The sequence below is a fragment of the Streptomyces sp. NPDC041200 genome, assembly GCF_055591805.1.
Genome location: NZ_JBVIZF010000002.1, coordinates 601,188 through 624,216 on the forward strand (window position 1 = coordinate 601,188; position 23,029 = coordinate 624,216).

At 73.7% G+C, this 23,029-nt stretch carries 20 protein-coding genes; 17 read left to right on the forward strand and 3 right to left on the reverse strand.

Going from position 1 to position 23,029, the window contains the following annotated elements; genetic code table 11:
- Positions 1 to 117: 117 nt before the first annotated feature.
- The 3 genes from ACZ6CL_RS07935 to ACZ6CL_RS07945 all read left to right on the forward strand — a co-directional run bounded on the left by ACZ6CL_RS07935 (position 118) and on the right by ACZ6CL_RS07945 (position 4,629).
- A complete protein-coding gene (locus ACZ6CL_RS07935; RefSeq protein ID WP_468932558.1) occupies positions 118 to 2,373 on the forward strand; it encodes an RNA degradosome polyphosphate kinase in 2,256 nt (751 codons plus the stop codon).
- A 94-nt stretch (positions 2,374 to 2,467) separates the two neighbouring features.
- Complete coding sequence (locus tag ACZ6CL_RS07940; RefSeq protein WP_468932560.1) at positions 2,468 to 4,135, forward strand: CHAD domain-containing protein; 1,668 nt, start codon at positions 2,468 to 2,470, stop codon at positions 4,133 to 4,135.
- Between the two features lie 53 nt (positions 4,136 to 4,188).
- Positions 4,189 to 4,629: an NUDIX hydrolase gene (locus ACZ6CL_RS07945; protein WP_468932562.1), complete on the forward strand. Its 441-nt coding sequence runs from the start codon at positions 4,189 to 4,191 to the stop codon at positions 4,627 to 4,629.
- Between the two features lie 244 nt (positions 4,630 to 4,873).
- Here ACZ6CL_RS07945 and ACZ6CL_RS07950 read toward each other — a convergent pair whose 3' ends face one another.
- The gene (locus tag ACZ6CL_RS07950; RefSeq protein WP_468932565.1) at positions 4,874 to 5,902 is read right to left on the reverse strand and encodes an aldo/keto reductase; all 1,029 of its coding nucleotides are present in this window, start codon (positions 5,900 to 5,902) and stop codon (positions 4,874 to 4,876) included.
- Between the two features lie 129 nt (positions 5,903 to 6,031).
- On the opposite strand from ACZ6CL_RS07950, the gene ACZ6CL_RS07955 reads away from it, so the two are divergent.
- Complete coding sequence (locus ACZ6CL_RS07955; protein ID WP_468932567.1) at positions 6,032 to 6,901, forward strand: helix-turn-helix transcriptional regulator; 870 nt, start codon at positions 6,032 to 6,034, stop codon at positions 6,899 to 6,901.
- A 56-nt stretch (positions 6,902 to 6,957) separates the two neighbouring features.
- On the opposite strand, the gene ACZ6CL_RS07960 is transcribed toward ACZ6CL_RS07955, so the two are convergent.
- The gene (locus ACZ6CL_RS07960) at positions 6,958 to 8,436 is read right to left on the reverse strand and encodes an APC family permease (protein ID WP_468932569.1); all 1,479 of its coding nucleotides are present in this window, start codon (positions 8,434 to 8,436) and stop codon (positions 6,958 to 6,960) included.
- 92 nt (positions 8,437 to 8,528) lie between these two features.
- Between ACZ6CL_RS07960 and ACZ6CL_RS07965 the strand changes: the two genes are divergently transcribed.
- The gene (locus ACZ6CL_RS07965; RefSeq protein ID WP_468933322.1) at positions 8,529 to 9,722 is read left to right on the forward strand and encodes an ROK family transcriptional regulator; all 1,194 of its coding nucleotides are present in this window, start codon (positions 8,529 to 8,531) and stop codon (positions 9,720 to 9,722) included.
- Between the two features lie 14 nt (positions 9,723 to 9,736).
- Here ACZ6CL_RS07965 and ACZ6CL_RS07970 read toward each other — a convergent pair whose 3' ends face one another.
- Positions 9,737 to 10,549: a methyltransferase domain-containing protein gene (locus ACZ6CL_RS07970; protein ID WP_468932572.1), complete on the reverse strand. Its 813-nt coding sequence runs from the start codon at positions 10,547 to 10,549 to the stop codon at positions 9,737 to 9,739.
- Between the two features lie 170 nt (positions 10,550 to 10,719).
- On the opposite strand from ACZ6CL_RS07970, the gene mshA reads away from it, so the two are divergent.
- The 12 genes from mshA to ACZ6CL_RS08030 all read left to right on the forward strand — a co-directional run bounded on the left by mshA (position 10,720) and on the right by ACZ6CL_RS08030 (position 23,005).
- Positions 10,720 to 12,081, forward strand: a complete 1,362-nt coding sequence (mshA, locus tag ACZ6CL_RS07975) for a D-inositol-3-phosphate glycosyltransferase (protein WP_468932574.1) — start codon at positions 10,720 to 10,722, stop codon at positions 12,079 to 12,081.
- A gap of 53 nt (positions 12,082 to 12,134) precedes the next feature.
- Positions 12,135 to 12,677, forward strand: a complete 543-nt coding sequence (locus ACZ6CL_RS07980; protein ID WP_468932575.1) for a type III secretion system chaperone family protein — start codon at positions 12,135 to 12,137, stop codon at positions 12,675 to 12,677.
- Between the two features lie 123 nt (positions 12,678 to 12,800).
- On the forward strand, positions 12,801 to 13,592 hold the full coding sequence (locus ACZ6CL_RS07985) for a class I SAM-dependent methyltransferase (protein ID WP_468932578.1): 792 nt from the start codon (positions 12,801 to 12,803) through the stop codon (positions 13,590 to 13,592).
- An 8-nt stretch (positions 13,593 to 13,600) separates the two neighbouring features.
- Positions 13,601 to 14,293 (forward strand): ABC transporter ATP-binding protein, encoded by a 693-nt coding sequence (locus ACZ6CL_RS07990; protein ID WP_468933324.1) that lies wholly within the window; start codon positions 13,601 to 13,603, stop codon positions 14,291 to 14,293.
- Complete coding sequence (locus tag ACZ6CL_RS07995; protein ID WP_468932580.1) at positions 14,290 to 15,966, forward strand: DUF6297 family protein; 1,677 nt, start codon at positions 14,290 to 14,292, stop codon at positions 15,964 to 15,966. The genes ACZ6CL_RS07990 and ACZ6CL_RS07995 overlap by 4 nt, the downstream gene beginning before the upstream one ends.
- Before the next feature lie 67 nt (positions 15,967 to 16,033).
- Complete coding sequence (locus tag ACZ6CL_RS08000; protein WP_468932583.1) at positions 16,034 to 17,158, forward strand: class V lanthionine synthetase subunit LxmK; 1,125 nt, start codon at positions 16,034 to 16,036, stop codon at positions 17,156 to 17,158.
- Entirely contained in the window at positions 17,159 to 18,223 is a 1,065-nt protein-coding gene (locus ACZ6CL_RS08005) for a T3SS effector HopA1 family protein (protein WP_468932585.1), read from the forward strand.
- A gap of 93 nt (positions 18,224 to 18,316) precedes the next feature.
- Positions 18,317 to 18,466, forward strand: coding sequence for an LxmA leader domain family RiPP (locus ACZ6CL_RS08010; RefSeq protein ID WP_468932587.1), 150 nt, complete (start codon positions 18,317 to 18,319; stop codon positions 18,464 to 18,466).
- Between the two features lie 114 nt (positions 18,467 to 18,580).
- Positions 18,581 to 19,873, forward strand: coding sequence for a M16 family metallopeptidase (locus ACZ6CL_RS08015; protein ID WP_468932590.1), 1,293 nt, complete (start codon positions 18,581 to 18,583; stop codon positions 19,871 to 19,873).
- Positions 19,870 to 21,402 (forward strand): M16 family metallopeptidase, encoded by a 1,533-nt coding sequence (locus ACZ6CL_RS08020; protein ID WP_468932593.1) that lies wholly within the window; start codon positions 19,870 to 19,872, stop codon positions 21,400 to 21,402. Before ACZ6CL_RS08015 ends, ACZ6CL_RS08020 begins: the two co-directional genes overlap by 4 nt.
- Positions 21,399 to 22,025, forward strand: coding sequence for a flavoprotein (locus tag ACZ6CL_RS08025; protein ID WP_468932595.1), 627 nt, complete (start codon positions 21,399 to 21,401; stop codon positions 22,023 to 22,025). The genes ACZ6CL_RS08020 and ACZ6CL_RS08025 overlap by 4 nt, the downstream gene beginning before the upstream one ends.
- Positions 22,022 to 23,005 carry a hypothetical protein gene (locus tag ACZ6CL_RS08030; protein ID WP_468932597.1) on the forward strand — a complete coding sequence of 328 codons (984 nt, stop codon included), beginning with the start codon at positions 22,022 to 22,024 and terminating at the stop codon, positions 23,003 to 23,005. Before ACZ6CL_RS08025 ends, ACZ6CL_RS08030 begins: the two co-directional genes overlap by 4 nt.
- Positions 23,006 to 23,029: the final 24 nt, after the last annotated feature.

The following is a 23,029-nucleotide window of genomic DNA, read 5'->3' on the forward strand; positions in this document are numbered from 1 at the left end:
TGCAAGCATCACTGAATGCAGCTCGCTGTACCCGATCCCTCGAACCGGAGGCTCCGTGCCGCACCCGCGCCGCCTTCCGCCACGCCGCGTTCCCTCGCGGCGCGGAACAATGAGGTCATGAACGAGTCCAGCGGTCAGGCACCGGTCAACGTCCCGCAGCCCCAGCCCCAGCCGTCGGTCGGGTCCATCGCGGCACACCGTCCGCACGCGGTCGCCGCCCCGCCCGTCCGGGCGCTGGATCCCGATCTCGACGCCGATCCGGACACCTACGAGGAAGAGGACGGCGGCGCGGACGCGGACGGCACCGAGCTGCCCCACAACCGGTTCCTGGACCGTGAGCGCAGCTGGCTGGCGTTCAACGAGCGGGTGCTGGAGCTGGCCGAGGACCCGGCGACCCCGCTGCTGGAGCGGGCGAACTTCCTCGCGATCTTCGCCAGCAACCTGGACGAGTTCTTCATGGTGCGGGTCGCCGGGCTCAAGCGGCGCATCGCGACCGGTGTGGCCACCCGCTCCGCCTCCGGGCTGCAGCCCCGCGAGGTGCTGGAGCTGATCTGGACCCGCTCCCGCGAGCTCATGGCCCGGCACGCCGCCTGCTACCAGCAGGACGTGGCCCCGGCGCTCGCCGAGGAGGGCATCCATCTGATCCGCTGGGCGGACCTGACGGAGAAGGAGCAGTCCCGCCTCTTCACCCTCTTCCGCCAGCAGATCTTCCCGGTGCTCACCCCGCTCGCGGTGGACCCGGCGCATCCGTTCCCCTATATCTCGGGGCTGTCGCTGAACCTCGCCGTGGTGGTCCGCAACCCGGTCAGCGGACATGATCACTTCGCGCGGGTGAAGGTTCCGCCGCTGCTCTCCCGGTTCCTGGAGGCCTCCCCGCACCGGTATGTGCCGCTGGAGGACGTGATCGCGGCGCATCTGGAGGAGCTGTTCCCCGGCATGGAGGTGCTCGCGCACCACATGTTCCGGGTGACCCGCAACGAGGACCTGGAGGTCGAGGAGGACGACACGGAGAACCTTCTCCAGGCACTGGAGAAGGAGCTGCTGCGGCGCCGCTTCGGGCCCCCGGTGCGGCTGGAGGTCGAGGAGTCGATCGACCCGTACGTCCTCGATCTGCTCGTCCGCGAGCTGAAGGTCTCCGACGCCGAGGTGTACCCGCTGCCCGGCCTGCTCGACCTCACCGCGCTCTTCGCGATAGCCGCCTCCGACCGGTCCGAGCTGAAGTACCCGAAGTACGTCGCGGGCACCCACCGCGACCTGGCCGAGGTGGAGTCCGCCTCCGCGCCCGACATCTTCGCCGCGCTGCGCGAGCGCGATGTGCTGCTGCACCACCCGTACGACTCGTTCTCGACCTCCGTGCAGGCGTTCCTGGAGCAGGCCGCCGCCGACCCGGACGTCCTCGCGATCAAGCAGACGCTCTACCGGACGTCGGGCAAGTCGCCGATCGTCGACGCGCTCATCGACGCCGCCGAGTCCGGCAAGCAGGTGCTGGTGCTGGTCGAGATCAAGGCGCGGTTCGACGAGCACGCCAACATCAAGTGGGCGCGCAAGCTGGAGGAGGCCGGGTGCCACGTGGTCTACGGCCTGGTCGGGCTGAAGACCCACTGCAAGCTGTCGCTGGTGGTCCGCCAGGAGGGCGACACGCTGCGCCGCTACGCGCACGTCGGCACCGGCAACTACCACCCCAAGACGGCCCGGCTGTACGAGGACCTGGGGCTGCTCACCGCCGACCCCAAGGTCGGCGCGGACCTCTCCGACCTGTTCAACCGGCTCAGCGGCTACTCGCGGCGCGAGAACTACCGGCGGCTGCTGGTCGCCCCCAAGTCGCTGCGCGACGGGCTCGTCTCCCGCATCAACAAGGAGATCACCCACCACCGGGCCGGGCGGCCCGCCTTCGTCCGGATCAAGGTCAACTCGATGGTGGACGAGGTCGTCATCGACGCGCTCTACCGGGCGTCGCGGGCCGGGGTGCCGGTCGACATCTGGGTGCGCGGCATCTGCGCGCTGCGGCCGGGCGTCGAGGGGCTGTCGGAGAACATCCGGGTCCGCTCGATACTGGGCCGGTTCCTGGAACACTCGCGCGTCTTCGCGTTCGGGAACGGGGGCGAGCCGGAGGTGTGGCTCGGCAGCGCGGACATGATGCACCGCAATCTGGACCGCCGGATCGAGGCGCTGGTGCGGGTCACCGACTCCGGCCACCGCGCCTCGCTCACCCGTCTGCTGGAGACCGGCATGTCCGACTCCACCTCCTCCTGGCACCTGGGCTCGGACGGCGGCTGGACCCGGCATGCGACGGACGCGGACGGAGCACCGCTGCGGAACGTACAGGAGATGCTCATAGACGCCCGGAGGCGACGGCGTGGTTCAACGACATGACCTGCCGCTGGTCGGGATTACCGGGGGCGGCGGGTCACCCGGCATCCCGCCCCGCCCCGCCGCCGCAGCAGCCGTGGGTCCCGGGGGGTACGACATGACGAAGCACGCGGCGGACCGGGTGACGGAGCCGCCCGTGGCGATGGCGTCCGAGCCGGTCACCGGTACCGCGAACGGGACTGCCGCCGGTCCTGCCACCGCCGGTCCCGCCACCGCGGGCGAGGTGCTGTCGGCCTATCTGCACACCCAGGCCGGGGACTTCCTGCGCAGCCTGCGGCTGCACGGCGAGAGCGGCGCCGACGTCGAGGAGGCGGCCGAGGCCGCCCGCCTGCTGCGCCGGGCCGCGCGCCGGATCAGCGGCGCGCTCTCCGTCTACCGCCCGATCACCGATACGGCCTGGTCCGACGAGCTGCGCGCCGAGCTGGCGTGGCTGTCGGGGACGCTGGCGCTGGAGCACGCGTACGCCGGGCGGCTGGCCCGGCTACGCGACGCCCTGCACCGGCTCTCGGGCGCGGGGGGCCCGCCGGACCGGACGCCGCCAGGGGACGCGGCGCCCGGGGAACCGGCGGCCACCGGCGTGGATCCGGAGGCTGTGGGGGCCTCCGGGTCCACGACCGTCGCGGCTCGCACCGCGCGCGGCGGGGTCACGGCGGGGGTCGACGGCGCGGCTCCGCGCTCCTCCCGCACCGCTCGCCGCAGCGTCTCCCTGGCCACCGGAGCCCCGGACCCGTCGCCCCGCGCGACCCGCGGCGGCCCGGGCCCGGACGAGGCGCAGGGCGGCCGTCCGGCCCGCCCGGCCGGTGCCCAGGACCGGGACGCGGAGGTGCCGCGCCGCCCGTACGAGGAGTGGGGCGACGCCCCTTCGGCGCAGGACGCGCACGCCGCGCAGGACGCGGAGCCCGCCGGAACCGTGGAGCCCGCCGGGAACGAGGAGGGGACGGGCCCGGCGGCGCAGGCGAGCGGCGATGTGGGTGCCTCCGGCCGTACGGGCCGTACCGCCCGGCGCGGTGGCGCGGCGGCCGACGGGCGTACCGGTGCCGGGGAGGAACGCACGACGGCGCACCAGCGGGCCGGGGACCCGGAGGAGGCCCGGGGAGGGGCGCTGACCGTGGGGGCCGCCCGTGCCGGGGCGCTGCTGGAACGTCAGCTCACCCTGGCCAAGACCCGGGCGCACACCGCCGCGCTCCAGGCGCTCGGCTCGTCCCGCTTCCACGCCGTCGCCGACACCGTCGCGCTCCTCGCCTCCGAGGTGCCGCTCGACGAGGCGACCGCCGCGCGCCCCGCCGAGCAGGTGCTGCCGCCACTGGCCGAGCTGGCGAACCGGCGGCTGCTGGAGGCGGTGGAGGCGCTTCCGCTGGGCCGTGCGGGGCACCCGTACAACGCGGAGGCGCTGGTCCACGGGCTCGCCGCGACGCCCGCCGCCGACTCGCCGCCCGCCAGCGACCGGCAGGACGCGCCGTGGCATCAGGTGCGGCGGCTGGTGCGGATGCGGCGTTACGCGCTGGAGGTGCTGGAAGAGCTGCCGGGGGCGGACGCGGAGCCGTCCACGGCCACCCGGCTGCTGGCCGCCGGGCAGGCGCTGGAGCGGCACCGCGACGCCGCCGAGGCGGCCGCCTCGGCGGCTGCGGCGGCCCGTACGCCGCGGATCGCCCCGGCGACGGCGTACGCGCTCGGCGTGCTGCACGCGGACCAGCGGCACGAGGTGGAGGCGGCCCGGTTCGCGTTCGGCCGGATATGGCGGCGGGTCGTGGGCCAGGCCTCCTGACGACGGACGCCAGACGGACGCCAGACGGACGCGAGGGGAGGCGAGACGGCCGGATGAGTGATGCGCGGGACGACGTGACGACCGTGCTGGCGGCGGGCTGTGTGCTCTGGCGCCCCAGGCCGAAGGGCAGGCAGGGGGACGGGCTGGAGATCGCCCTCGTCCACCGGCCCCGCTACGACGACTGGTCGCACCCGAAGGGCAAGCTGAAGCGCGGCGAGGACGCGCTGCACTGCGCGGTGCGCGAGGTGGTGGAGGAGACCGGGATGGGCTGCACGCCCGGCGTGGAGCTGCCCACCCTGCACTACGTCGCCAGGGGCCGCCCGAAGGAGGTCCGCTACTGGGCCGCCGAGGCGCTCCCCGACGAGACGTTCGTGCCGAACCGTGAGGTCGACCGGCTGCTCTGGCTCCCCCCGCCCGCGGCCCGCACCCGCCTCACCTACGACCACGACCGCACCCTCGTAGACGCCCTGCTCACCGCCCTGCCCACCCCCTGACCGGCGCCCGGCCGCCCCAGGCCCTGGCGGGCCCCGGTGGTCGTGCCCCCGGTTTCGTGCTCACCGCGCTGACGCCTCCCTGAGCGAGCCCGCCGCCGTAGACCTGGCGAGGTCGGGGGTCCGGGGGCTGTGCCCCCGGTTTCGGGAAGGGGCGGGGTAGGGGACATCACCGACCGCGGCCCCTGCGCCGCGGCCCCAGGCCGGGCACACCACGTCAGCGCCGGTGCGGGTGCCAGGGCCGGGGTCAGCGCCGCCGCAGCGTCTTGTCGGCGAGCGACGGCGGTACGTAGTAGCTGTCCGCCCGGTTGAGGTCGGTGCCCGGCGGCACGATCTCGTCGATGCGGTCCAGGACGTCCGCGCTCAGCTCCGCCTCGGACCCGGCGAGCAGGTCCTCCAGCTGCTCCATCGTGCGCGGCCCGATGATCACCGACGTGATGGCGGGGTGCGCCCGTACGAACGCCACCGCCAGGTGCGGCAGCGAGAGCCCGGCGTCGGACGCCAGCTTGCTCAGCTCGCCGACGGCCTCCAGCTTCCGCGCGTTCTCCGGCAGCGACGGGTCGAACTTGAACTGCTCCATCGCCGCCCGGCTGCCGCCCGCCAGATCGATGTCGGACGCCTTCGTGTAGCGGCCCGAGAGCCAGCCCGCCGACAGCGGGCCCCAGCTCAGCACGCCCATCCCGTACTTCTGCGCGGTCGGCAGCACCGCCGCCTCCACGCTCCGCGCCAGGATCGAGTACGGCGGCTGCTCCGTGCGGAACCGCACGTGGCCGCGCCGCTCCGACGTCCACTGGGCCTCGACGATCTGCTCCGCCGGGAAGGTGGACGAGCCGACGGCCAGCACCTTGCCCGCCCGGACCAGGTCGGACAGGACGGCCAGCGTCTCGTCGATATCGGTCGTCGGGTCGGGGCGGTGGATCTGGTAGAGGTCGATGTAGTCCGTGCCGAGGCGGCGCAGGCTGTTCTCGATCTCGCGGGTGATCCAGCGACGCGAGTTCCCGCTGTGGTTGTCGTCGTCGCCCATGGAGCCATGGGCCTTGGTCGCCAGGACGACGTCCTCGCGGCGGCCCTTGAGGGCCTTGCCGACGATCTCCTCCGACTCGCCCTGCGAGTAGATGTCGGCCGTGTCGACGAAGTTGATGCCCGCGTCGAGGGCGCGGTGGATGATCCGTACCGAGTCGTCGTGGTCCCGGTTGGCGATGGCGCCGAACATCATCGCGCCCAGGGCGTATTCGCTGACCGAGATGCCGGTGCCGCCGAGAATCCTGCGCTTCATGGGGGTGCCTTCCGCTGGGGGTCCGGAGCAACTGGACACAGCCTCCGGTCGTGACGAGTACCGGACCAGGCCCGACCCAACCTGGGTCTGGCGGAACCACCCAGGGCAGACCCCCGGGATAATGGACCGATGGGCGATTCCGAACCGGAGATCAAGGCGTTCCTCAAGGCGCGGCGCGCCGCGCTCGACCCGGCCGAGGTGGGGCTGCCGGAGGGCGTCGTCCGGCGCCGGGTGCGGGGCCTGCGCCGCGAGGAGGTCGCGCAGCGGGCCGGGATCAGCGTCGACTACTACACCCGCATCGAACAGGGCCGGGCCCCGGCCGTCTCGGACTCGGTCGTGGACGGCCTGGCGCGGGCGCTGCGGATGACCCCGTCCGAGCACACGTATCTGCGCAACATCACCCTGCCGCGGCGGCACGGCAGCGCGCCCCCGGACCCGCGCCCGCGCGTGCGGCCGGAGGTCCTGCGGCTGCTGGAGGCGATGGACGGCGGTATGGTCCCGGCCTTCGTCTTCGGCCCGGGCATGGACGTCCTGGCCTGGAACCGGCTCGGCGGCCGCATCGGCCTCGACTTCAGCGAGATGGCGGAGGACGAGCGCAACGGCGCCTTGCTGATCTTCCTCGACCCCCGGACCCGGGAGCTGCACCCGAACTGGTCCGAGGTCGCCGACGAAACGGTGGCCAGTCTGCGCGCCGAGATCGGCCGCACCCCGGGCAACGCCCGGCTGTGCCGGGTCGTCCATGAGCTGCGGGAACGGAGCGAGGAGTTCCGGCAGCGCTGGGAGGCGCAGGCGGTGCGGGAGCGGATGCGCGGTACGAAGCGGTACCAGCACCCGGAGGTGGGCGCGCTGGTGGTGACGTACGAGGCGCTCGTGCTGCCCGCCGACCCGGGCCAGGTGCTGTGCACGTACACGGCGGAGAAGGGATCGGCGAGCGAGAAGGGGCTACGGGCCCTGGCGGCGGGGCTGGCAGCGGAGCCGGGCGTGGAGGCGCCGGTGTAAGCCCCCGGTGCCGAGCCGCCCGCCCCGGCCGTCTCGCACCGCGCCGCCCCCGGCCGTCACACCGCCGCCGCGCCGCCCCGCGTGTCCGCCGCGCCTGGGTCGCCCCCGGGAGCCCCGGCCGCGTCTTCCACGTAGTCCTCGCTGATCTCCTTGGGGCCGAACGGCCACACCTTCTCCGCCCGCGCCCACAGCACGAACGCCACGCACCCCGCCGCGACCCAGGCCAGCGACCATTCGATGGGGTGCCGCCCGGGGGAGTTCTTGTCCGCGTAGCCGTAGATCACCAGCCACCCCACCAGCGCCACCACGCTCGGCACCGGATAGAGCCACATCCGGTACGGCCGCCGCAGCGTCGGCTGGCGGCGGCGCAGCACGGTGACGGCGAGGACCTGGGCCAGCGCCTGCACGATCACCATGACGGTCGTCAGCAGCTGGATGAGCGTGGCCAGATCGGTGTGGCGGCCGATGAGGAATCCGGCCGCGGTCACCACGCCCATCGTCGCGAGCCCCAGCACCGGGAAGCGGTGCCGGGGGTGGAGCGTGCCGTACGGGCGGAAGAAGACGCGCTCGCGGGCCGCGTCGTACGGCACCCGCGAGCCGCCCAGCAGCCCGGCGAAGACGGACGCGAAGGCGGTGATGAGGATGAGGACGGTGACGATGTCCGCCGCGGTCTTCCCCCAGGTCTCCTCCAGCACCGCGGAGGCGACGGACTGGGACGCGACCGAGTTCGGGTCGAGCATCTCGTGCCAGTCGACGACGCCGAGCGTGCCGATCTGGAGCAGCAGGTAGATGCCCATGATGCCGAGGATGGAGGCGACGATCGCGCGCGGCAGGGTGCGGCCGGGGTCCTTGATCTCGGCGCCCATGTACGCGGCCGTGTTGTAGCCGAGGTAGTCGTAGATGCCGATGGTCAGCCCGGCCGCGAAGCCGGTCCAGAAGGCGCCGCTGCCCAGGTCGAAGGCGTGCGCGGGGTACGTGAACGCCAGCCCCGGGTCGAAGTGGCTGAACGCGGCGGCGATGACGAGCACCACCGAGGCGATCATCACGCACCACATCACGGCCGTGATCCGCGCGATGTGCTCGACCCCGCGCCACAGCAGGCCGACGACGAGCGCGATGACGCCGAGCCCGACCAGATCCCCCTGCGTCTGGGTCATGTCGGGCCACAGGTAGCCCAGGTACTGCACGAGGCCGACCACGCCCGTGGACATGATCAGCGGGATGAACAGCATCGCCGTCCAGACGAAGAGGAACGGCATGAGCTTGCCGCTGCGGTACTGGAACGCCTGGCGCAGATAGACGTAACTGCCCCCGGCCCCGGGCAGCGAGGCGCCCAGCTCCGCCCAGATCAGCCCGTCGGCGAGGGCGAGCACGGCGCCCGCGACGAAGCCGACGACGGCCTGCGGCCCGCCGAAGGCGGCGACCATGAGCGGGATGGTGACGAACGGCCCGATGCCGCACATCTGGCTCATGTTGATGGCGGTGGCCTGGAAGAGGCCGATGCGGCGGACGAATCCGCCCTCGGTGCCGGACATGTCCACCTCCGTGGGATGGATTAAGTTAAGGAGCCTTACTTGATGGCGTCAAGGGCCCGGGAAGTACGGGAAGGGGGTCCGCCGTGCACGAGCTGACCGACGACGATGCCCGCGCGGCGGCCGGTGACGACCCCCGCCCCTGGAACCGGCGGCGGCTGCGCAGCAACAACGAACGCCTCCTCCTCGCCCGCCTCCGCGCCGGTGGCCCCGCCTCCCGCGCCCAGCTCGCCCGCGACACGGGCCTGTCCAAGCCGACCGTCTCCACCGCGCTCGCAGCGCTGGAGGAGGCGGGACTCGTCCGGGAGGCGGGGCGGCAGGCGCCGCCGGAGCGCGGGCGGGTGGCGGTGCTGTACGAACCGGACCCGACCGCCGGGTACGTCCTCGGCCTGGACATCGGCCGCTCCTGGCTGCGGGTGGCCGCCGCCGACCTGGACGGGACCGTCGTCGCCCGCTCCGACGTCCGCAACCGTGGCCGCAGCGCCGCCGCCATGGCCGACCTCACCGTCGCCGCCGCCCGCCAGGTCGTCGCGGACGCCGGGGTGGACCCGGCGCTGGTCGTGCACACGGTCGTCGGCGCGCCCGGCGTGTACGACCCGGAGCGGCGCCGGGTTCGGTACGCGGTGAACCTCCCCGGCTGGGGGCGGGCGGGCCTGCTGGACCGGATGCGCGAGGAACTGGGCACCCCGCTGTCCGTCCACAACGACGCGAACCTGGCGGCGCTCGGCGAGTACGCCTTCGGCGCGGGCCGGGGCAGCAGGCTCTTCGTCTCCATCATGGTCGGCACGGGCCTGGGCATGGGCATCGTCGCCGACGGCCGCCTCTTCACCGGCGCGCACGGCGCGGCGGGCGAGATCGGCTTCCTGCCGACGCCGCCGAACGGGGGGCGCGGCGTGGAGGACGCGGTGGCGGGTGGCGCGGTCGTCCGTACCGCGCGCGAACTGGGCATGGCCCACCCCGGCTCCGCCAAGGACGTCTTCGACGCGGCGCGGGAGGGCGTCGAACCGGCGGTGGCGGCCGTGCGGCAGGAGGCGGAGCGGCTGGCCCACGTGATCGCCGCCGTCGCCGCCGTCCTCGACCCGGACCTCGTCGTCCTGGGCGGCGGCCTCGGCGGCGGCGCGGACCTGCTGCTGCGCCCGGTGACCACGACCCTCCACCGCATCGGCCCCCTCCGCCCCAGGGTCCGCGCCAGCACCCTGGGCGAGGACGCGGTCCTGCTGGGAGCGGTGGCGACGGCGACGGAGGAGGCCCGCGAACGGGTCTTCACCCGCACCCGCGAAGCCCCCTGACGCGCGAGGGCGGGTCAGGTGCCGCGCGGGGCCAGCGCCTCCCAGCGGACCGTGACCTCGCCCTGCCGCCACCGCCGGGGGCCGTCCGTCAGGGGCCAGCCCGCCGCGTGCAGTGCCTGGGCGCTGCGGATCCAGCGCTGGCGGGCGCTCAGGGCCGCGTACGGGGCGGCCGCGGCCCAGGCGCGGTCGAAGTCGCGGAGGAAGGTGTGCACCGGTTCGCCCGGCACATTGCGGTGGATGAGCGCTTTCGGGAGCCGTTCGGCCAGGTCGGAGGGGCGTTCCAGGGATCCGAGCCGGGCGGCGAAGGTCACCGTACGGGGGCCTGCCGGGCCGAGCGCGACCCAGACGTGCCGTCGCCCGACCTCATCGCAGGTGCCCTCCACCAGCACGCCGTCGGGCGCCAGCCGCGCGCACAACCGCCGCCAGACGCCGGCGACCTCGTCCTCGTCGTACTGGCGCAGCACGTTGGCCGCCCGTATGAGCACGGGCCGCACGCCGCCCGGCAGGGGTACCTCGAACCCGCCGTGCGCGAAGGCGAGCCCGTCCCGCTCGTACGGCCGCGCGGCGGCGACCCGCGCCGGGTCGATCTCCACCCCGACCACGAGGGCGCCGGGCCGCACCGTGCGCAGCCGCTGCAGCAGTTCCACGGCGGTCCAGGGCGCGGCCCCGTAGCCGAGGTCGACGGCCACCGCCGTCTCGGCGCGGCGCAGCGCGGGTCCGTGGGCGGCGGCGATCCACCGGTCCATGCGCCGCAGCCGGTTGGGGTTGGTGGTCCCGCGCGTGGCCGATCCGATGGGGCGGATCGGCGGAGGCACGCGGGCATACATGGCCAGCAGCCTATGCGGTGCGTGGGCGGGTTCTGACCGCGCGTGGCTACCTCGGACGGCCCGCGAACGCTCCCTGAACGTCACACTTTGGCAAAACGGAAATGGAACGAAGAGTTCCGGTGTTGACGGCTGGCAGGGGAAGCTCGCCCCGAAGAAGGAGGTATCGCGCGGTGAGCCAGCACGCGTCCCGGCTCGGCGGCCTGCGTGGCCGCGCCCATACGCCCTTCGGCGGCCCGCCCCACCAGCGACTTCGGCGCATCCCACGGCGTCCGCGCCGCATCGCGATGCTCAGTGTGCACACCTCGCCGCTGCATCAGCCGGGCACCGGCGACGCGGGCGGGATGAACGTGTACATCGTCGAGCTGGCCCGCCGCCTCGCCGCCATCGACATCGAGGTGGAGATCTTCACGCGGGCCACCACCGGCACCCTCCCCCCGACCGTCGAGCTGACGCCGGGCGTGCTCGTACGGCACGTGGACGCGGGCCCGTACGAGGGGCTGGCCAAGGAGGAGCTGCCCGCGCAGCTGTGCGCGTTCACGCACGGGGTGATGCAGGCGTGGGCCGGGCACCGGCCGGGCTACTACGACCTCGTCCACTCCCACTACTGGCTCTCCGGCCACGTCGGCTGGCTGGCCGCCGAGCGGTGGGGGGTGCCGCTGGTGCACGCCATGCACACCATGGCCAAGGTCAAGAACGCCGCCCTCGCCACCGGCGACACCCCCGAACCGGCCGCCCGCGTCATCGGCGAGCAGCAGATCGTCAGCGCCGCCGACCGGCTGATCGCGAACACCGCCGAGGAGGCGGAGGAGCTGGTGCGCCACTACGGGGCGGACCGCGACCTGACCGCCGTCGTCCACCCGGGGGTGAACCTGGACCGGTTCCGCCCCGCCGACGGCCGCGCCGCGGCCCGGGCCCGGCTCGGGCTGCCGCCCGACGCGCTGATACCCCTCTTCGCGGGCCGCATACAGCCGCTGAAGGCCCCGGACATCCTGCTGCACGCGGTCGCCCACCTCCTGGAGGAGCAGCCGTCGCTGCGCGAGCGGATCGTGGTCCCCGTGGTGGGCGGGCCGAGCGGCACCGGCCTCGCGAAGCCCGAGCGGCTGCACAAGCTCGCGGCGCGCCTGGGCATCAGCGATGTCGTCCGCTTCCAGCCGCCGGTCGCGCAGGACCAGCTGGCGGACTGGTACCGGGCGGCCTCGGTGCTGGTGATGCCGTCGTACAGCGAGTCGTTCGGCCTGGTCGCGGTCGAGGCCCAGGCCTGCGGCACCCCGGTGGTCGCGGCCTCGGTGGGCGGCCTCCCGGTGGCGGTACGGGACGGCGTCAGCGGCACCCTGGTCGACGGCCACGACCCCGCCGACTACGCCCGCGCCCTGCGCCCCTTCGCGGACGACCCGGGCCGGGCGACCCGGATGGGCGCGGCCGCCGCCCACCACGCCCAGTCCTTCGGCTGGGACACGGCCGCGGCGGCCACCGCGGAGGTCTACACGGACGCGATGCGGGACCGGCGTCGTCTGCGGTCGGTTCCTGGCTGACGCCGTGGTCCGCGCGGCCGCGATGCGGGACCGGCGTCACCTACGATCGGCTCATGGCTGACACCACCCCCCAGGCCGACTCCCACACCGTCATCGAGCGGACGCTGAACGACGCCGAGCTTGAGTGGGAGAGCCCGGAGGCCGGCACGTACGTCGTCAAGCTCCCCGGCACCCGGAAGCTGTCGACGACCTGCTCCCTGCGGGTCGGCCGCCACTCGCTCTCGATCAACGCGTTCGTCGTCCGCCACCCGGACGAGAACCACGAGGCCGTGCACCGCTGGCTGCTGGAGCGCAACACCCGCCTGTACGGGGTGAGTTACGCGATCGACCAGCTCGGTGACATCTACCTGGTCGGCCGCCTCCCCCTCGCCTCCGTCACCCCGGAGGAGCTGGACCGCCTGCTGGGCACGGTGCTGGAGAACGCGGACGGCAGCTTCAACACCCTGCTGGAGATGGGCTTCGCGACCGCCATCCGCAAGGAGTACGCCTGGCGTACGTCGCGCGGCGAATCCACCCGCAACCTGGAGGCGTTCGCCCACCTGACCCGCGACGCCCCGTCCCACGACGCCCCGTCCCGCGACGCCGCCGACGAATAGGGGCCCCGCCTCAACTCCCCGGGCCAATTCCCTTCCTGACGGCATGCCCGCTGTGAACCCGCTGACCTGGGCGTTGTAGCGTCGATCATGAACGACCTGTCCGTTGCCGGGGGAAGAGGCACCATGGAATCGCGCGTCACCTACGACGCTTTGGCTGATGTGTACGACCAGATGTATCCGGTCGCTTCGCCGGACATAGCCGACACAGTCGACTTCATCGCGAAGCTCAGCCCCGAGCCGGGGCGGGTACTGGAACTCGGGGTGGGGAACGGTCGCATAGCGATCCCCCTCGCGGAGCGCGGCCTGACCGTTCACGGCATCGACGGTTCCGAGCAGATGCTCGCCAGGCTCGCGGAACGGGACCCGGACGGGAAGGTCGTCACCACCGCGGGCGATTTCACCGCGATCACCACCGGCGAGACCTACGACACCGTGTTCATCGCGCTCAACACCTTCTTCGCGCCGACATCGGCCGATCAGCAGGTGGAGTGCATGCGCCGCATGCGGGAGCAGCTGGCCGAGGGCGGCCGGGTGGTCATCGAGGCCTTCGACCCCCTCCCCTTCCACCAGCAGGAGGGGGAGAAGACCAGCACGCGCTACCTCTCCCCGCGCTCGGTCATGATCGACAGCACCCATGTGATGCGTGACCGGCAGCTGATCCTGGTCATTCACACGGTGGTGGACGGCGGGGAGCCGCGCCCGACCCAGGAACTCATCCGGTACGCGTGGCCGTCCGAGATCGACCTGATGGCCCGGCTGGCCGGGCTGCGTCTGGTGGACCGTTTCGGCGGCTGGAAGGGCGAGCCGTACGGCCCGCAGAGCCAGCGCCATGTGTCGGTGTACGAGGCGGCCGGGGACGAGGCGGCCGGGGACGGCGCGCTCGATGGCCCGGGCGACCTGCACGGATCCGTGTGACGGCGCGCATGGCGGAGAAGACCGATGCCGCACTCCTGCGGCTGGACGACGTCAGCCGCTCCTACGGGGACCGGGAGGTGCTGCGTTCGGTCACGCTGGACGTCGCGCCCGGGGAGTGCGTGGTGCTCATGGGGGACAACGGTTCGGGCAAGTCGACCCTGCTGCGGCTGGCCGCCGGACGGGAACGGCCGACCTCGGGTGAGGTGCTGTTCGACGGCGCGCCGATCGACGAGGACGACGCCGTGACGCGCGCCCGCGTCGCCACGGTGATGGATCCCGGCGCGCACTACCCCGATCTGACCGTGCGCGAGCACCTGATGCTGGTGGCGCTCGCCCACGGGCTCGGCGACGAGGCCGACGACACGGTCCAGGAGGTGCTGGAAGAGCACCGCCTGGGCGGGCACGGAGACGTGGTGCCCTCGGCGCTGTCGTCGGGGCAGACCCAGGCGCTGCTGCTGGCGGCCGCCTTCGTACGCCCGCATGATCTGCTCGTCCTGGACGAACCCGAGCAGCGTCTGGACGGTCACGCGCGGCAGGAGCTGGCCGCGCGGCTGGCCGCCCACCGGGACCGCGGCACCGCGGTCCTGCTGGCCACGCACCACGGCGCGCTGGCCGCGGTCGCCGACCGGGTGCTCACGCTCGACGGGGGAGTGCCGGTCACCGCACCGCCGGAGCAGCCGTCGGAACGTGGCTCCCGATGATCCCCGGGCTGACACGGAACACGACCGCGGACGCGGCAGAGGGGCAGGGGCCTGACGACACCTCCGCCGAGACGCTGGCCTACCTGCGTGCCCTGCGCAGCGACTACCGGCGGGAGAAGCGCAAGAGCGGGGCGTTCGCGCTCTACGCCATCGCCCTCTTCGGGGCGGCGTGGGGGATTCCCCTGCTCATTTCGGCCGCCCGGGTCGGCCGCGCGGGCGGGCACCGTGGCTCAGTCGCCGCGCACGTCCTGACCAGCCTGCCCCTGACCGCGCCGATCGTGGTGGCGCTGATCGTGCTGCTGATGGCGCGCGGCGCCGTATGGCGCGGGCCGGTGCTCCTCGACCTGCCGACGGTCTCCTGGCTGCTGCCCGCGCCGATCCCGCGCGCACCTCTGCTGCTGCCCCGGCTGATGACGTCCGCCCTGGTGGCGGGCGCGGCGGGGGCGGTCGGGGGCGGTGTCCTCGGATTCCTGGTGTACGCCTCGGGCGCCTCGTCCTGGCCCACGGCGACCGCGGCCGGGGCGTGGGCCGGGGCGGTGGCCGCGCTGACCGGCACCGCGGCGGGCGCCGCCGTGGAGCGCCGGGACCGGCTGATGGCGCGCTCCGGCGCCCGGATCTTCGGGGCGGCCGGGATGGCCGTCGCCCTCCTGGCGGCCGTCGTGGCGGTGTCGGTGGCCCAGGGGCGGTACCCCTCGTGGCTCGGTGCCGCTTACCTGTGGTCGGGGCCGTGGGGATGGGCCGCGCAGCCCCTCGTGAAGGCCGCGGGCGGACCGGCCCCCGGCTGGGCGGTGGCCGCCGCGCTGTCGGCCGTCTTCGTCGTCGTGGCGCTGCTCTTCGCGCGCCGGGAAGCGGCGGCCATCCCGGAACGGGCCCTGCGGCTGCGGGCCACCGTGGCCTCGCAGCTCGGTGCGTCACTGTTCGCCCTGGACCTGCGGCAGGCGAAGGCGGGGCTCCCGACGCTGCGGGAGCGCGGTTCGCGCCCTCGCCTGCGGCTGCCGATGCCACGCCGCCGCTGGCTCGTCGTCCCCTGGCGTGACGCGACCGGGCTCCTGCGCACCCCCGGGCGGCTGGGCTGGGCCGCGCTGTGGACCGCCACCGCCGTGGCGCTGACCGCGATCGCCCCCGCGCTGCGGGAACGGGCCCAGGCCGTCGCCGCGGTCGGCGCGCTGCTGGCCGGATACCTCGCCGCGGCCCAGCTGACCGAGCCCGCGCGGCGGGAGAGCGACGACGTCCGCCGGTCCGCGAACCTGCCCTACCCGGCCCGGTCCCTCGCCCTGTGGCACGCGCTCGTGCCCGGCCTCCTGCTCCTGGCCGGAACGGCCGTGGGCGGCGTGGCCGCCGTGCTCGGCGGCTGGTACCGGCCCGGGCTCGGGGTGCTCGTCGTCTGCGCCCCGGCGCTGGTGGCGGCGGCGCTGGTCAGCTCGTACCGGGGGACCGTCCCGCCGCACATCCTGATCGGGACCGAGACCCCGATGGGCAACACGGGGGCGATGCAGGCCGCCGTCTGGTACCTGCGGGGGCCGCTCGCCGCCCTGGTGCTGACGGCCCCGGTGCTGGTGCGGACGACCCAGAGCGGCGCCCTCCACCCGGTGCAGCTCCTGTGGCCGCCGCTGGTCGCCGCCGCGGGCGTGTGGTGGGTCCGCAGGACGGCCCACCGGCTGTACGCGGGATGAGAACCGGTGGCCGGGGCCGGTCACCGACGAGTTGAGACATCAGAAAATCTACGGGGGTTGGCCGAGCATGCCGGAATGGGATCCGCTTCTGCGGCGGCTGGGGCTGGGGACGCTGGAGGACTTCGGTGACGGCGCGTCCCGGGCCGGTCGCAATGACAATCGCGTGGGGGTGACGAGCACCGGTCGGCCGGTGTTCATCAAGCGCCTCGATCCCGCGCAGCCCGACGCGGCCGCGCGGTTCCGCAGGCTGGTGCGGTTCGAGCGGTACGCCCCTGTGAGCGGGCCGCTGACGGCACCGCCCTGTCTGGGCTGGGACGAGGACGAGCTGATCGTCGTCTTCGCGTGGCTGAGGGACGCGCGGTCCGGCTCCGACCTGGCCAAGGAGGAGGCGTTCGACGACGACCTCGCCCACCTGGCGGGCCGGGCCGTGGGCGCCCTGCACGCCCTGCCCGTGACGGACCCTCCGGTTACGGACCCGGGCACGGCTACGGATCCGGCGACGAGCCCGGCCATGGATCCGGCTACGGCTACGGATCCGGCTACGGAGGGCCAGCCGCTGCTGCCGCCGCTGGACTTCTTCGAGGCGCTGCCCCTCACGTACCACACCCAGGCCAGCGGGGCTTCCCTCGAAGCGTGGGGGCTGCTGCAGAACGACGCCGAGCTGATCGCGGGACTGAGAGAACTGCGCCGGGAGGAGGCCGCGGCCGAGCACCGCCCGGCCCACTGCGATCTGCGGCTCGATCAGTTCCTCCGGCAGGGGGACGCGCTTCATCTGTGCGACTGGGAGGAGTTCCGGCTCGCCGCCGACCCGGCCCGGGACATCGGCGGCTTCGTCGGGGAGTGGCTGCACCGCGCCGTGCTGGACATCCCGTCCCAGGACCCGGCCATCGCGGGACCGGCGCCGCAACTGTCCCACCGGGACGTGGTGGAGCGGGGCGTCCGGGAGCTGGAGCGGCTGCGGACCAGGAACGTCGCCTTCTGGAAGGGCTACCGGGAGGAAGCCGGGGCCGTCGACCCCGGACTCCCGGCGCGGGCCGCGGCGTTCGCGGGCTGGCATCTGGTGGACCGGATGTTCGCCGCGGCCGAGCAGCGCCCCAAACTGACGGCCCTCGACCGGGCCGCCGCCGGAATCGGCCGGACCGCTGTCCTGCGGCCCGCCAGGTTCGCGGCCACCCTCGGACTGGAGGACTGAATGACCGACACCGTCCCCACCGAGAGCGCGCTGGACCCGGGCCTGGCCGCCGTCCTCGACGCGGTGACCCTGTCACCGGACGGTCTGCGCGCGGACGTCGACGGCCGGTCGCTGACCGCGGACACCAGCCGACGGCTGCGCCAAGAACTCATCGGCGCCGTCTACGAGACGTTCCATGTGGGCCACGTGTTCGACGAGGAGCGCCCGCGCTCGTTCCGCGACGCCCGCCTCGAAGAGCGGCTGGCAGCCGTCACACCGCACACCACCACTCCCGTGCCTGCCGTCCCGTACCGGCCCGGGGGCGACGGGCCCGGGGGCGACGGCACCAAGGACGCGGAGTCCCGTATCGCCGTCGTGCGGGGCATCCGGCTGCGGCTGCCGGACGCGGTGGAGTTCGCCGCCGACGGCACGGTGCCGCTGCCCGCCGCGCGGCCGGGTCTGTCGCCCGGGTTCTTCCTGGTGGACGGCTCGCGCGGAACGGTCGAGCCCGGCCCGGTGCTGCGGGTCTACCTCCACCTCGACGACCCCGACGAGGCCGAGCGGCTGTGGGGCGCGACGCTGCGGCACCTCGAAGGCGCCGCCGTGCGCTACCGGGCCAAGGTGACGTCCTCACCGCGGCTCTTCCCGCGCAGGGACGGCCTGGTGGTGTATCTCGGCCACGGAGCCAGGGACGTCCTCCCCGGTCTCGTGGCGGCGGTACGGCAGCCCGCGAAGGCCGGACGGTCCGGTCTGGCCTCCTCGTTCGCGAAGAACCTCGCACCGGGCGTGGCCATTGCCTGGGAGCCGCGGGACGAACGCCCGGGCCGACAAGGGATGAGTTTCGGCCAACACCGTGCCGCTGCCGTCGTGGACGCGCTGTTCGACGCGGCGGAGGACGCGGCGGAGAACACGGACATGGACCGGGCGGGAGCAATCCGGACCTCTCCCGGCGCATTCCTGGTGCGTCGACTGAAAGAGGCCAATGTGGACCCCGCCGCCGTGTACCGCAATGCGGAGTCGCCGGATCTGGAGTCGCCGGATCTGGAGTCGGAGAGCATTACTCCCGAAAGAGACTGGCGTAAATGATCAAGGGATGATCTAATTATTTCCGTCAGGAGAGTCGCCCACCCAATGGGTTGAGCGGCTCTCAGGCGTGCTTTTCTAACGAGGGGAAAAATCATGGAGTCTGCAGAGCTGATCGAGGGTTACGCGGCCTACACCACGCCCGAGGAGCTGAACGCCTCGGAGGCGACCGACGCACCGGCCATCACGACCACGGTGACCTCGTCGGAGATCTGCGTCACCCTCACGGCTGGCCTCAGCTGCTGATCCTGGCGCACTGACGCCGATCCAGGCATCGGTATCCTCCCGGGCCGGGAATTCCGGAGCCCGGCCCGGGAAGGTTTCTCTTACCCCGTGCACCGCTGGGATGAATTACCGAACATGTCATCGGACGCGTTTTTCCGCTACGACTTGCCCAATGGGCTAAGGGTCGTTCTCTGTTACCGTCCGCACACCCCGCTCACGGCCGTCAGCGTGCATTACGGTGTCGGTTTCCGTTCGGAGCCGGAGGGGCGCGGCGGTTTTGCCCATCTCTTCGAGCACTTGATGTTCCAGGGCAGTGCGAATGTCGCGCGCTCGGAACATATCCGCATGGTGCAGAGTTCCGGCGGCGCGGCCAATGCCTCGACGCGGCAGGACTACACGGAGTACTACCAGATCGCCCCGGCCTCCGCGCTGGAGCGACTGCTGTTCCTCGAAGCGGACCGCATGCGCGCCCCGCGCTTCACCGAAGAAGCGCTGGCCACCCAGACAGCGGTGGTCAAGGAGGAGATCCGGCTCCATGTGCACGACCGTCCCTACGGCGGCTTTCCCTGGACGGTCCTGCCCGCGGCGCTCTACCGGAAGTTCTCCAACGCCCACAACGGATACGGCGAGTTCAGCGACCTCGGCCAGGCCACCGCGGACGACTGCGCCGCCTTCTTCGACGCCTACTACACCCCGTGCAACGCGGTGCTCACGATCGCCGGAGCCATCGACCCCGAGCACACCCGCGCCCTGGTGGCCCGTCACTTCGCCGACATACCGCCGCGCCCGGCGGCCGCTCCCCAGGACCTCGCGGAGCCGCGTCCGGCGGACACCGTCCACCACGAACACCCGGACCGGCACGCTCCGCTGCCCGCCACCGCGCTGGGCCACCGGCTCCCCGACGCCGCCACGGACCCGGACCGGGACGGCTATCTGTCCCACATGGTGCTGGCACACCTCCTGGCCGGTGACGGCCCGCGGGGCCTGCGGCACCGCGCCGACGCGTCGGGAGCCCGGCTCACCGCCGTCGCCGCCCAGTGCGGCTTCTTCGGCCCGTTCGACGCCAGGGACCCCGATACGTTCGTGGTCACCGCGCGCCATCCCGAGCCGTCGCGCGACCTGCTCCCGGCCCTGACGCGCGGCGCGCTGGACGCCCTGGCCGCCGACGGCACGCCGCGGAGCGAACTGGCGGACGCGACGGGCCGACTCGCCGCACGGTGGCGCCGCACCCACGACAACCTGCTGGCCCGCACCCGGGCGCTGGGCGCGTACCAGCTGCTGCACGACGACCCCGCGCTCGTGGACACCGTCCCCGAGCGGCTGAGGGCACTCGGTCCCGACGCGATCCGGGGCGCGGCGGCGGGGCTGGCCGAGAGCGCTCCGGCCGTGCTCTCCGTACGTCCCGGAAAGGCGGCGACCCCGGTATGACGGACACGCGGCGCGACAGCCGACAGGACGGACGACAGGGCGGGCAGCAGGACGACGGGCAGCGGGACGACGGGCAGCGGGACATGACGCCGTGGCCGCCGATGCTGATGGCGACCGGCGCCTACCGGCGGGCGGAGGAGATAGCGGACGGCGGCGGGGGCCGTCGAACGCTCCCGCCGTTCGGGGCCCCTGACGCGCTGTCCTTCCCCCGGACCGTCGAACGGCGTCCGCACGGCGGGCCCAGGATCGTCACCGTCCCCGTGTCCGGCGCGTCGACGGTCGAGATACGGGTCCAGGTCCCCTTCGTGGCCTCCGGCGCGGAGGAGACCGCGAAGGCCGAGTTGCTGTCCGCCGTCCTCTTCGCGGGGACGGCGCGGCTGGGGGACCGGGAGGTCGCCTGGGACACGGCGCTCGCCACCGGCCGGTTCCAGACCCGGCGGACCACGGAGTGGCTGATCCTGGCGGGCCACTGCGAGGCGGCCGACCTGCCCGCGCTCCTCGGCCTGCTCGCCGAGCGGCTGCGCCATCCGCACTATCCGGAGGAGCGGGTACGCCAGGAAGTGCGGCGGATCGCCGAGGCGGCCGGGATCCTCCGTGCCCAGCCGCGCCGGACCGTCCTGCGTGCGCTCAACCAGGGCCGGTACGGGCCGTTGGGCTGTTTCGAGGAACTGCCGTCCGCTGACGTGGTGCACCGGCTCACCTCACGGGACGTGCGCGAGGCTCATGAACGGATCCTGGTCCCGGACCGGGCCGATGTGCTGATCGTGGGCGACATCGAGGGAGACATCGAGGGCGAGACCGCCGCCGACGCCGTACAGCGGGCGCTCGCGGGCTGGGCCGGCGCCCCGGTCGCGCCGCCCCGTCCCCCCGCCCTGGAGAGCCGTCCAGAGGGTGGCCACCGGGTCCTCGTCAACCGGCCCGACGCGGTGCAGGCGCATATCGCGATGTCGCTGCCCGCCGTCGGCCCGCAGGACCCCCGCTACCCGGCGCAGGCGGTGGCGAACGCGGTGTTCGGCGGATACTTCTCGTCCCGGCTCGTGACGGACATCAGGGAACGGGAAGGGCTCACGTACCACGCCCAGTCGCGCTTCGAGCGGACCCTCGGCGAGATGTCGATCGTGGTGGAGGCCGTCTGCGCCACCGCCGCCGCCGAGCAGGTGGTCGCCCGGACCGAGGCGGCCATGCGGCGCGTGGTCACCGACCCTCCGGACGAGCGCGAGGTCGACGACGCGCGACGCTTCCTCAGCGGCTCGCTCCTCATGGCGACCGCGTCCCAGTCGGACCTTGCCAACCTCATCTCCTCGCTGAGCTGCTGGGGAATCGATCTGGACTGGATCGAGAGCTATCCGCGCGCACTGCTGGAGGTCACCCCGGCCGATGTCGCGGCCGTCGCGGCGGAGATCTTCGGCGCCGGTCCGTCGCACGGTGTCGTCGTGGGTGACGTGGAGGCCCTGTCCGGCCCCCTGGCCCCCTTCGGATACCGCACCCCCACCCCTGACGGCCCCACCCATGACGGAGGAGAGCTGTGACCGTCGGCTCCACCGGCCCCGCCCCGGTCGCCATACCGCGTTTCGGCGCCGACCGGCTGCTGCTCGTCTGCACCGGAGCGGTGCACGTCGCCCTGCTGCCGACGTGGGCCACCTGGCTGCGCGCCTCGTACCCCGCGCTCGACGTCCGGACAGTGATCACCCGTAGCGCCGAGCGCTTCGTCTCCCGTGCCGCGCTCACCGCCATCGGAGGGGGCGAGGTGCTGCTCGACGCATGGCCCGACGGGCCGCAGCCGGGGGCGCTCCATGTCGAACTCGCCGAGTGGGCCGACGCGGTGGCGGTGTACCCGGCGACCATGAACTTCGTCAGCCGCTTCGCCCTGGGCATCACGGACACGCCCGTACTGCTCGCCCTCCAGTGCACCCGCGCGCCCGTCGCCGTCGCCCCGTCGCTGCCGCCGGGCGGTCAGGACAGCGAGGCGTACAAGGGGCATCTGGCGACGCTGGAGACGCGCAGGAGCGTGACGGTGGTCCCGCCCGTGCCCGGACGCAGCGTCACCACCGGGCGGGAGGACGGCGCCGCGCCCCCACCGCTGCCGGTGGTGTTGGACCGCCTGGAGCGGAAGCGGGCGGAACTGGCGGAACTGGAGGGCAGGGGCGAGTGAGCGAAGAGCTCGCGGCGGCCGGTGCCCGCGAGTACGGCACCCGGCAGATGCGTACCCGCATCACTCCACAGGACGACGGCCGCTTCCTGTGGAGCAGGGAGCGGCTCGCGGCGGTGGACGTCCCGGACGCCGCGCCTGCCGCGCCTGCCGCCCCCGAAGTGGGCCCGTACGTGCTGCTCGGCACCCGGAGCGGACACACCGTCGACTACCTCGCTCCCGCCGACCAGTCTCTGGCGCACACCATCTGGCCGCCCGGCCGTGGCCCCGTCGCACCGGCCCCGGCCATCACCGCCATGCGCGCCGCCGGTCGCGCTCTGCGCGATCTTGCCGCGGGCCGTCCCGCGTTCCCCGGTGTCGCGGGGGCGCCCCCGGCCTTGTCGCGCGTGGTCCACTGGCTGCGGGCGGGCGGAGACGGGGAAGGTTCGGCCCGGCTGCACGCGCTGTGCGGTTCCCGGCTGGGCGCGTCACGCCTGGACCTGCTGCGCGCGTGGTGCCGGGAGCTGACCGAACCGCACCGGCGGCCGGTGCTGCTGCACGGTGAGCCGTCGCTCGGCCTGATCGTGCCGGTGCCGGTGCCGGTGCCGGTGCCGGACGGGCCGGGTGCGGGGCCCGGCGCCGTGCTGCTGACGGGGGAGACGCTGTCGCTGGGGCCGTGGGAGTTCGACCCGGGCTGGCTCATCGGAGAGCTGGCCGAGATGGCGGACATCGGACGCCGTCACGTTCCGGCCGAGCGGCAGGCGGAGCTGCCGCCCTTCGAGGCCATGGCGGCGGCCCTGCTGGAAGCGCGCGACGACCCGCCGGATCTCGCCCTGCTGGGCCGGGTCGCCACGCTCAGGCGTCTCGCGCACGTGGTCGACTTCGCCACGTATGTGGGCTGGAACCCTGGGGTCGGCGCGTATGTGGAGGCGCTGGCGGACCTGGTGGACGGGGAAGGACGACCGGCGCTGGTGTCGACGGGCCTCGCGACGGGACGCACCTGACAGGCTCTCATCCCCTCCTGCCCC

Bases quoted from the DNA above. Each gene is read 5' to 3' on its own strand.
- ACZ6CL_RS08015 (WP_468932590.1), top strand. From the start codon at position 18,581: ATGTCATCGGACGCGTTTTTCCGCTACGACTTGCCCAATGGGCTAAGG.
- ACZ6CL_RS07950 (WP_468932565.1), bottom strand. From the start codon at position 5,902: ATGAAGCGCAGGATTCTCGGCGGCACCGGCATCTCGGTCAGCGAATAC.
- ACZ6CL_RS07970 (WP_468932572.1), bottom strand. From the start codon at position 10,549: ATGTATGCCCGCGTGCCTCCGCCGATCCGCCCCATCGGATCGGCCACG.
- ACZ6CL_RS07990 (WP_468933324.1), top strand. From the start codon at position 13,601: ATGGCGGAGAAGACCGATGCCGCACTCCTGCGGCTGGACGACGTCAGC.
- ACZ6CL_RS08020 (WP_468932593.1), top strand. From the start codon at position 19,870: ATGACGGACACGCGGCGCGACAGCCGACAGGACGGACGACAGGGCGGG.
- ACZ6CL_RS07940 (WP_468932560.1), top strand. From the start codon at position 2,468: ATGACGAAGCACGCGGCGGACCGGGTGACGGAGCCGCCCGTGGCGATG.
- ACZ6CL_RS07960 (WP_468932569.1), bottom strand. From the start codon at position 8,436: ATGTCCGGCACCGAGGGCGGATTCGTCCGCCGCATCGGCCTCTTCCAG.
- ACZ6CL_RS07995 (WP_468932580.1), top strand. From the start codon at position 14,290: ATGATCCCCGGGCTGACACGGAACACGACCGCGGACGCGGCAGAGGGG.
- ACZ6CL_RS08005 (WP_468932585.1), top strand. From the start codon at position 17,159: ATGACCGACACCGTCCCCACCGAGAGCGCGCTGGACCCGGGCCTGGCC.
- ACZ6CL_RS07985 (WP_468932578.1), top strand. From the start codon at position 12,801: ATGGAATCGCGCGTCACCTACGACGCTTTGGCTGATGTGTACGACCAG.
- ACZ6CL_RS08010 (WP_468932587.1), top strand. From the start codon at position 18,317: ATGGAGTCTGCAGAGCTGATCGAGGGTTACGCGGCCTACACCACGCCC.
- ACZ6CL_RS07955 (WP_468932567.1), top strand. From the start codon at position 6,032: ATGGGCGATTCCGAACCGGAGATCAAGGCGTTCCTCAAGGCGCGGCGC.
- ACZ6CL_RS07935 (WP_468932558.1), top strand. From the start codon at position 118: ATGAACGAGTCCAGCGGTCAGGCACCGGTCAACGTCCCGCAGCCCCAG.
- ACZ6CL_RS07980 (WP_468932575.1), top strand. From the start codon at position 12,135: ATGGCTGACACCACCCCCCAGGCCGACTCCCACACCGTCATCGAGCGG.
- ACZ6CL_RS08000 (WP_468932583.1), top strand. From the start codon at position 16,034: ATGCCGGAATGGGATCCGCTTCTGCGGCGGCTGGGGCTGGGGACGCTG.
- ACZ6CL_RS07945 (WP_468932562.1), top strand. From the start codon at position 4,189: ATGAGTGATGCGCGGGACGACGTGACGACCGTGCTGGCGGCGGGCTGT.